6 protein-coding genes are annotated in these 9,059 nt (G+C 67.7%); all 6 read left to right on the top strand.

From position 1 onward, the window contains the following. Positions 1-122: 122 nt before the first annotated feature. The 6 genes from lpxB (at position 123) to OXU43_00350 (ending at position 8,804) form a co-directional block, all read left to right on the top strand. The gene (gene lpxB / locus OXU43_00375; GenBank protein ID MDD9823634.1) at positions 123-1,271 is read left to right on the top strand and encodes a lipid-A-disaccharide synthase; all 1,149 of its coding nucleotides are present in this window, start codon (positions 123-125) and stop codon (positions 1,269-1,271) included. Beyond that, the gene (gene rnhB / locus OXU43_00370) at positions 1,268-1,846 is read left to right on the top strand and encodes a ribonuclease HII (protein ID MDD9823633.1); all 579 of its coding nucleotides are present in this window, start codon (positions 1,268-1,270) and stop codon (positions 1,844-1,846) included. Before lpxB ends, rnhB begins: the two co-directional genes overlap by 4 nt. Then, positions 1,843-5,448, top strand: coding sequence for a DNA polymerase III subunit alpha (gene dnaE / locus OXU43_00365; GenBank protein ID MDD9823632.1), 3,606 nt, complete (start codon positions 1,843-1,845; stop codon positions 5,446-5,448). The genes rnhB and dnaE overlap by 4 nt, the downstream gene beginning before the upstream one ends. Before the next feature lie 7 nt (positions 5,449-5,455). Next, positions 5,456-6,409 (top strand): acetyl-CoA carboxylase carboxyltransferase subunit alpha, encoded by a 954-nt coding sequence (locus OXU43_00360; protein MDD9823631.1) that lies wholly within the window; start codon positions 5,456-5,458, stop codon positions 6,407-6,409. Positions 6,410-6,424: 15 nt separating this feature from the next. Beyond that, on the top strand, positions 6,425-7,888 hold the full coding sequence (tilS, locus tag OXU43_00355; GenBank protein MDD9823630.1) for a tRNA lysidine(34) synthetase TilS: 1,464 nt from the start codon (positions 6,425-6,427) through the stop codon (positions 7,886-7,888). Positions 7,889-7,988: 100 nt separating this feature from the next. After that, complete coding sequence (locus OXU43_00350) at positions 7,989-8,804, top strand: sulfurtransferase (protein MDD9823629.1); 816 nt, start codon at positions 7,989-7,991, stop codon at positions 8,802-8,804. The last annotated feature ends 255 nt before the right edge of the window (positions 8,805-9,059 follow it).

Raw genomic sequence — 9,059 nt, 5'->3', positions numbered from 1 at the left:
ATATGGGCGTGTTCGTGGTGCGGAGGCGCTAATGTTTTTGTGTAGCCCTGCAAATACTCTGGCTCTCTGCCGCCGGGAAGGCGGCGCGCTGGCGCCTGGGTGCGGTGGGGCGGAATGGGGCCTTGCGGGTCGGCATCGTCTCGGGTGAGCCCTCCGGCGACCGACTGGGGGCCGGGCTGGCTCGCGCCTTGCGGCAGCATTGCGGGCAGGATCTGCGCCTGGAAGGCATCGGCGGAGAGTTGTTGCAGGCGGAGGGGTGTCGCGTCTTCTATCCGATGGAACGGCTGGCGGTGGTGGGGATCGCGGAGTTGGCGGGCCGATTGCGGGAATTGCTGCGCATCCGCCGGGAATTGCGAGACCGCTTTCTGGCGCAACCGCCGGATATCTTCGTGGGTGTGGACGCGCCGGAGTTCAATCTGGATCTGGAGTTGGCGCTGCGTCGCCGGGGGGTGCGAACGGTGCATTACGTCAGTCCCCAGGTTTGGGCCTGGCGCCGCTACCGTATCCGCAAGATCTCCCGGGCGGCCGATCTGTTGTTGACGCAGTTCCCTTTTGAGGAGCGCTTCTGCCGCGAACATGGGGTGCGGGCGCGCTGCGTGGGGCATTCGTTGGCCGACCATATTCGCCCTGGCGGAGGGGCGGCGGCGCGCGCCGCCCTGGGGATCGCCCCGGAAGGTCCGCTGGCGGCCCTGCTGCCGGGCAGTCGGGAGCATGAGTTGCAGCGGTTGATCGAGCCCTTTTTGCTGACGGCGCGCTGGTGTAGCCGGCAGGCGCCGGAGTTGCGTTTTGCGGCGGCGCCGCTGAATGCGGCAGCGACGGAACAGGTGCGGGAAGCGCATCGTCGCCTGTGTCCGGAGTTGCCCCTGAGCATCCACGGCGGTCGCTCGCTGGAGGTGATGCGGGCCGCCGACGCCGTACTGCTGGCTAGCGGCACGGCGACCCTGGAGGCGATGTTACTGGAGCGCCCCATGGTGGTAGCCTATCGCCTGTCCGGGCTCACGTATTGGTTGCTTCGACGGTTGGTACAGGTCCCTTGCTATTCGTTGCCGAATATCCTGGCAGGGCGCGCCCTGGTCCCCGAATTTGTGCAGGGGGAAGTGTGTCCGGAGCGCTTGGGGCCGGCCTTGCTCGATTGCCTGCGGGAAGATCCGGAACGCGCCGGGTGGCCGCGGGTCTTCCGGGAGCTGCGGGCCGGGCTGCAGCGCGGTGCGGATGCCAACGCGGCGCGGGCGGTGCTGGAAGTGGCGGGCGGCGCGGCACAGCGGGCATGAACTTGGTCGCGGGGGTAGATGAGGCCGGCCGCGGCGCCCTGGCGGGGCCCGTGGTGGCGGCCGCTGTTATTCTGGACCCGGCGCAGCCGATCCAGGGTCTGGCCGACTCCAAGCAACTGGCGCCGGCGCGGCGGGAGGTGCTGGCCGTGTGTATCCGCGCCCGCGCCCTGGAGTGGGCCGTGGCCTGTGCTACGGCGCGGGAGGTCGAGCGGTTGAACGTCTTGCAGGCGAGCCTGCTGGCGATGCGGCGGGCGGTGCTGGCGCTGGAGCGCCGCCCCGGCGAGGCACAGGTGGACGGGCCGCATGTCCCCGAGTTCCCCGGATTGGATTGCCGCGCCACGGCCATTGTTGGCGGCGACCGGCTGGTGCCGGCGATCGGTGCCGCCTCGATCCTTGCCAAGGTGGACCGGGATGGGCGGATGCGCCGCCTGCATGAATGTTATCCGGCATACGGCTTCGCCCGGCACAAAGGTTATCCCACGGCCGCACATCTTGCCGCTTTGCAACAGCATGGTCCCAGCCCCGAGCACCGCCGATCTTATGCGCCGGTGCGGCGCGTGTTGGAGGATCGGTGAGTCGCGGCTCAGCAGGGGAGGCGGCGAGCGCTGCTGCCCCAGGCTTTGTCCATCTGCGGGTGCACTCGCACTACTCGCTGGAGGACGGCCTGCTGCGGGTAGCGCCTCTGGTCGAGCGCGTCGCGGAACTGGGCATGGGCGCGGTGGCTCTGACCGAGCAGGACAATCTGTTCTCGATAGTTAAATTCTACCGCGCCGCCCAGCAGCGGGGCGTCAAGCCGATCGTGGGGGCGGATCTGCGGCACGGGGATCCGGATGCCGGGCAGGCTTACCGGGTGACGCTGCTCTGCTGCAGCCGTCAGGGGTATGTAAAGCTGAATCGTTTGCTGACGCGCGCCTACCGGGAGCGCGGGGCGCGGGTGTTGATCCGGCGTGACTGGCTGCGTGGGGAGAGCGCGGGTCTGCTGGCGCTGTCCGGCGGGCGCGAGGGAGACGTGGGGCGTTGCCTGCTGGCTGGACACGGCGCGCGCGCGCGCGAGGAACTGGAGACCTGGATGCGGCTTTTCCCTAACGGTTACTACTTGGAGCTGCAGCGCACGGGGCGGCCGGGCGAGGACGAATACCTGGAGCAGGCGGTGCGTCTGGCCGCGGAGTTCGGGGTGCCGGTGGTGGCCACCAACGACGTGCGTTTTCTCGGTCGGGATGACTTTGAGGCGCACGAGGCCCGTGTGTGCATTGCCAGGGGCAAACTTCTGGACGACCGATCGCGGGAGCGCCCTTACAGCGAATTGCAGTACCTGCGCAGTGCGGATGAGATGCGCGAATTGTTCGACGATCTGCCGGAGGCCCTGGAGAACTCCGTGGCCATTGCCCAGCGCTGTAACCTGGAATTGGACACGGAAGGGTACCACCTGCCGGAGTTCCAGGTCCCTGACGGCTACGATCAGGACCGCTGGCTGGCACGGGAGGCGGAACGGGGATTGCAGGAAGTGTGCAATTTCCGTCCCTCGAGCCCGCGGGAGCGCGCCGACGAATACCGGCAACGGCTGCGGCGGGAGTTGGAGGTGATCGTGCAGATGGGCTTTTCCGGCTATTTTCTGATCGTGGCCGACTTTATTCGCTGGGCCCGGGAGCAGGGGATTCCGGTGGGGCCGGGGCGCGGCTCCGGAGGCGGCTCGCTGGTGGCCTATGCCCTGGGGATCACCGAGTTAGACCCGATCCGATACGACCTCCTATTCGAGCGCTTCCTGAACCCCGAACGAGTTACATTGCCGGACTTCGACATAGATTTTTGTATGGAACGGCGCGACGAGGTGATCGAGTACGTGGCGGAACGCTATGGCCGGGAGCGGGTCTCGCAGATCATCACTTACGGCAACATGAACGCCCGTGCCGTGGTGCGCGATGTGGGCCGCATCCTTGGTCATACCTACGGATTCGTGGACAAGATCGCCAAATGCATCCCGGGCGACCTGAACATGACCCTGGGCAAGGCCCTGGCCGAGGAGTCGGCGCTGCAGGATGCGTACGAGCAGCAAGAGGATGTACGTACGCTGATCGATTTGGCGCGTAAACTGGAGGGGACGGTGCGCCACGCCGGGCGCCATGCCGGAGGCGTCGTTATCACGCCGCGGCCGCTGATCGAGTACATGCCGCTGTACTGCGAGCAGGGCGGCGCCGGCAATATGCTGACGCAGTTCGATATGAACGACGTGGAGACTATCGGCCTGGTCAAGTTCGACTTCCTCGGATTGCGCACTTTGACCGTGCTGGACAATTGTCTGCGTACCGTAAACGAGATGCGCGCCGGGAACGACGAACCGGCGTTGCGCCTCGAACAGCTGTCTCTGGAGGATTCCGCCCCCTACCGGTTGATCCGCTCGGGCCGCACCGCCGCATTGTTCCAACTCGAGTCGGAGGGCATGAAGGGCCTGATCCGGCGGTTGCAGCCGGAGCGCTTCGACGACCTGGTGGCTCTGGTGGCGCTGATCCGCCCGGGGCCGCTGAAGTCCGGGATGGCGGAAGACTACATTAACCGCAAGCATGGTCGCGAGCGGGTGCGCTACATGCATCCCTCCCTGGAGCCGATTTTGCGCAACACCTGGGGCGTGATCCTGTACCAGGAACAAGTGATGGAGATCGCCCGCGTCCTGGCCGGTTACACGTTGGGCGCCGCCGATCTGCTGCGCCGCGCGATGGGCAAGAAACAAGTTGCGGCAATGGCCGAGCACAGCGACATCTTCGTTACCCGCGCCGTACAGCAAGGCGGGGTCCCCAGGAAGACCGCCGAGCGCATTTTCGAACTGATGGAAACGTTTGCCGGCTACGGGTTCAACAAGTCCCATTCCGTCGCCTATGCCTTGCTGGCCTACCGCACCGCCTGGTTTAAAGCCCGCTATCCCAGCGCTTTCATGGCGGCGCTCCTGACCACCGAAATGGACCATACCGACCGTCTGGTCTCTCTCTGCGGCGAACTGCGCCGAGCCCGCCTGGAGCTATTGCCTCCTTCCATCAACCGCTCTGGACACGGGTTTCGGGCAATGGACGCGAAAGCCATCCGCTACGGTTTGGGCGCGGTTCGCGGCGTGGGCCGGGGAGCGGCCCGGGAGATCGAGACGGAGCGCGACGGCAACGGCGCCTTCCGGGACTTGTTCGACTTGTGCCGCCGCCTGGACGCGCGCCGCGTCAACCGCCGCGCTCTGGAGGCCCTGAGCCTCGCGGGAGCGCTGGACGACTTCGGCGTCGAGCGCAGCGTCCTGCTGGCCAGCTTGGAAGGGGCCATGCAGGCGGCGGAGCAGTTTGGGGCGGGTCATGGCGGCGGCCAGGGGAGCCTGTTCGCGCCGGCCGGGGAGACGGCATCGGGCGAAGGGGCTGCCGCCTCGCTGCCCTATGCGCCGGCAGCGCCCTGGGACGAGACGCAGCGCCTGGCGGGGGAGAAGCAGGCCCTGGGACAGTATCTGAGCGGGCATCCCATCCGGCGTTACCGGGAGGAGTGTGCCGCCTTGCTCACTTCCGACCTGGGCAATATCCGGCCGGGACCGCTGTTCGTTATCGGTTACGTGCAACGTGTTTCCACGCGGCGCGGCAGCGGCGGACGTGTCGCCTATGTCTTTTTGGAGGATGCCGACGCCACCCTCGTTTTGTATCTGCATGCCTCGCAGTACCGGCGTTTCCGCGGCATGTTGGCCAAGGACAGTATGGTTGCCGTGCGCGGCGCGGCCGACCGGGGCGAACGGGAGCGCCGGCTCAAAGTGGAACAGATCTACGATCTGCAGCGATTGCGCGATCGGTTTGCCAGCTTGTGGCTGCGGCTGGGTCCCGAATATGGGCAAGGCCGCGACCCGGTGGCGGGAATGCGAGAGCTGTTCGGGACGCCGGATGCGCAAGGCAGTCCGGTGTGGATCGAATACCGCGGCCGGCAATTCGAGTCGGTGTTGCGCCTGGGAGACGCCTGGCGGCTGCGGCTCTGCGAGGAACTGTTGGAACGGCTGCGCGGCGCGTTGGGCAGGGACAACGTCCGAATACAATATAATAGCCGCGGCAACGGCGCCGCGCCGAACAGAGACGCCCCGAAGGGCGGGCCGGGGCGCGCCGCGGCAAGCGGCTCGGGGCGGCCTTCGCAACACGGCTCGGAACCGCCGCGCCTGGGCGACAGACAATGAACGTGCTATGAGCTTTCTCGATTTCGAACGGCCGATCGCCGATCTGGAGGCGAAACTGGCGGAGCTGCGCCACGTGGGCGCGGGCGGGGTGGTGGACATCAATGACGAGATCCAGCGCCTGAAGCGGCGCAGCGAGGAACTGACCCGCTCGATCTTCTCGTCGCTCAGCGCCTGGCAAATTTCCCAGTTGGCCCGCCATCCCCTGCGTCCGCATACGACCGACTACATCGCGCGTATTTTTTCCGGTTTCGAGGAACTGCACGGCGACCGCTGTTACGCTGACGACCCGGCCATCGTGGGCGGCATCGGCCGGCTGGGGGGGCGGCCGGTAATGGCGATCGGCCACGAGAAGGGGCGGGAAACCGAAGAAAAAATGCGGCGCAATTTTGGCATGCCGCAGCCCGAGGGATACCGCAAGGCGCGGCGGCTCATGCGCCTGGCCGAGCGCTTCCGCATGCCGGTGCTCACCTTCATAGATACGCCCGGGGCCTATCCCGGCGTGGGCGCCGAGCAGCGCAACCAGAGCGAGGCGATCGCCGGCAACCTGGAATTGATGTCCGGTTTGGCCGTGCCGGTAGTGGCGACAGTGATCGGCGAAGGAGGCTCGGGCGGCGCCCTGGCCTTGGCCGTTGCCGACCGGGTGTACATGCAGGAATACGGGACCTACTCGGTGATCTCGCCGGAGGGTTGCGCCTCCATCCTCTGGAAGAGCGCCGAAAAGGCCAGCCAGGCCGCTGAGATCATGGGCATTACCGCCCGCTACCTGCACGAGCAGGGCTTTGTGGACCGGATCGTCGAGGAACCCCTGGGCGGCGCCCACCGTGACCCCGACGCCGCTGCGGCACGGCTCGAACGATCGTTGCTGGAGGCGCTGGAAGAACTTTGCGCCCTGGAGACGGAAGAATTGCTGGCCCGCCGCCAGGAGCGGTTCATGCGTTTCGGCTTTTACAAGGAGGATTGACCTACAGGGCGGCCGATGGCGGCAGCTTCCCACGAGCACGGCAGGGCGCTCCCGCCAAGCGGGCCGGCCGCGGCTGACAGGGACGGCCCTGGCATCGGTCTCCTGGAGGCGGTGCGGGCGGCCCTGCCCCGTAGCGGCCGCATCTGGGTCGCTTATAGCGGCGGCATGGATTCGCATGTGTTGCTGGACGCGGCTGTACGCGCCCTGTCGCCGGACTCGTCCCCCGCGCCGCCGGGCCTTGTGTTGCAGGCGGCGCATGTGCATCACGGCATTCACCCTGACGCCGATCGTTGGGTCGCTCATTGTCGCCAAGTGTGCCGCGAGTTGGCGGTGCCGTTGCGGGTGCTTCACGCCGATGTCGCGCCGCCGCGCGGCGAGAGCCTGGAGGCCTGGGCGCGGCGGCAACGTTACCGGCTTTTGGCGGCTCTGCCGGGCGCCGACGATGCCGTGCTCGTGGCCCACCATGGCAACGACCAGGCGGAAACCGTCCTGCTGCAATTATTCCGTGGCGCCGGCCCTTCCGGCCTGGCAGGGATGCCGGAGCGGCGCCGGCTGGGGCACGGCTGGCTGTTGCGCCCCCTGCTGCGGCGGCCACGGCGCGAATTGCGGGATTACGCCCTGCGTTACCGCTTGTCCTGGGTAGAAGACAGCAGCAACCGCGACCCGCGTCTGCCGCGCAACTACCTGCGGCGGGACGTCTTGCCTCGTCTGCGCGCGCACTGGCCGGCGGTCGCCGGCACCCTGGGCCGCGCCGCCCGGCATCAGGCTGCCGCCGCGCGTTTGCTGGCGGAGTTGGCGCAAGGAGATCTGCACGTTTGCCGCGACGCGCGCGACGGCAGCCTGGATGCGGATCGTATTCGCGCCCTGGCGCCCGAACGGGCCGCCAATCTGTTGCGTGCCTGGTTGCGCGGGGAGGGTGCGCCCATGCCGTCCCAGCGCCTGCTGGGGCAACTGTTCACCGCTGTGCTTGCGGCGCGTCGGGATCGTTGCCCCTGCCTGCGCTGGGGCGGCGTCGAACTGCGTCGCTACCGGGAGCGGCTCTATCTCCTGCGCCCGTTGCCGTCGGCGTCGGGACTCGCTTTGGAATGGACGCCGCAAGGGCCGCTGTCCCTGCCTCTGGGCAGTCTGCAGGCAAGCCGAACGCGCGGCCCGGGAGGCTTGTCTCTGGAGTGTGCGGCGCGGCTTACGGTTCGCTTCCGCACCGGCGGCGAGACCCTGAGCGACGGCCCGGGGACGCCAACCCGCACATTGAAAAAGCTGCTGCAAGAGCGGGGCGTGTTCCCTTGGTTGCGCCGCTTCGCGCCGCTGCTCTACAGGGACGGGCGGTTGGTGCAGATTCCCGGCATTTGGCAAGCCGGCGATTGCCGGGCCTTGCCGCCGGATGGCGGCTGGGATATCCGCTGGCACACCCCTGTGCCAGTGGCCGCCTTGTCGCCCCCGCCGTCCGATGCGGCAGAGCCGCCGCCCCCCGTTCCGTAGGCCGCCGCATCTGCAACCGCAATCGGCGGGGCTATGCAGTGCATGGTGCTATCATAATCGAATGACGCGGCAGCTCGTGGAAGCGTTCGATCTTCACGCCATGCTCGGCGCGCCGCGCCTGCGGTTGTTTGACTGCGGGTTTTCTCTCGCCGATCCGCACAAAGGCCGTGCCGATTACGACGCCGGCCACATTCCCGGCGCGTTTTATGCGCATCTCGATGACGATCTTGCCGGGCGCCCAGGCGGCGGCCGCGGGCGGCATCCGCTGCCGGCAGTGCCGGCGTTTATACGAACCCTCGGCCGCTTCGGTGTTGCCGCGGGCGATCACGTGGTGGTTTACGACGACAGCGGCGGCGCTATTGCGGCGCGTTTGTGGTGGATGCTGCGCTGGGTCGGCCTGGAGTCGGTGCGCTTGTTGAACGGCGGCATACAGGCATGGTTGCGCGCCGGCTATGCGCTGGAGACGGATACGCGCTCGCCGCAACCGCTGCCCTTTGTCGGGGACGCCGCCGACGCGCTGACGGCGAGCACCGCCGATGTGGAACGGCGGGCGCAACAAAACATGGTGCTGGTGGACGCCCGCGCCGCGGTCCGCTACCGGGGCGAAAAGGAACCCATAGACCCGGTGGCCGGCCATATCCCGGGCGCGCTGAACCTGCCTTTCGAGGAAAACCTGGATGCGGACGGCCGCTTCTTCGCGCCGCAACGGCTGCGCCGTCGCTTTGCCGACATCGGCATCGGCGCGGCGAACGCCGCTTCGGTCGTGCATATGTGCGGCTCCGGCGTCACCGCATGCCACAACCTGCTGGCCATGGAACAGGCCGGCCTGCCCGGCTCGCGCCTGTATCCCGGTTCGTGGAGCGCGTGGGTGGGCGACGGTGCGCGGGAGGTCGCGCGCATCGCGGCCGCGCGCTGAGCGACGGCGCCCACCCGGCCGCGGGGCGTCGCGTCACGCAGCCGCATCACTCCTCTGTCCGCATCACTCCCCCCTTGAGGGGGAGTCGGCAAGACGAGGGCGCCCCCCAATCCGCCATTCCCGCTTTTTTCTGTCATTCCGACTTTTTTCTGTCATTCCGGCGAAAGCCGGAATCCCGCGCAAATACAGCGCGGAACGCGCACATTGCAGCGTCTGGCGGCCGCCCCTCCCTTACAAGGAGCGCGAAGCGCGCGC

It is taken from the genome of Gammaproteobacteria bacterium, assembly GCA_028817255.1.
Lineage (GTDB): Bacteria > Pseudomonadota > Gammaproteobacteria > Porifericomitales > Porifericomitaceae > Porifericomes > Porifericomes azotivorans.
Note: the sequence above shows the minus strand (reverse complement) of the source record. Positions and strands in the feature narration are given on the sequence as shown.

Coding starts and splice junctions, on each gene's coding strand:
- OXU43_00350 (MDD9823629.1), top strand. CDS start 7,989: ATGCTCGGCGCGCCGCGCCTGCGGTTGTTTGACTGCGGGTTTTCTCTC.
- OXU43_00360 (MDD9823631.1), top strand. CDS start 5,456: ATGAGCTTTCTCGATTTCGAACGGCCGATCGCCGATCTGGAGGCGAAA.
- rnhB (MDD9823633.1), top strand. CDS start 1,268: ATGAACTTGGTCGCGGGGGTAGATGAGGCCGGCCGCGGCGCCCTGGCG.
- tilS (MDD9823630.1), top strand. CDS start 6,425: ATGGCGGCAGCTTCCCACGAGCACGGCAGGGCGCTCCCGCCAAGCGGG.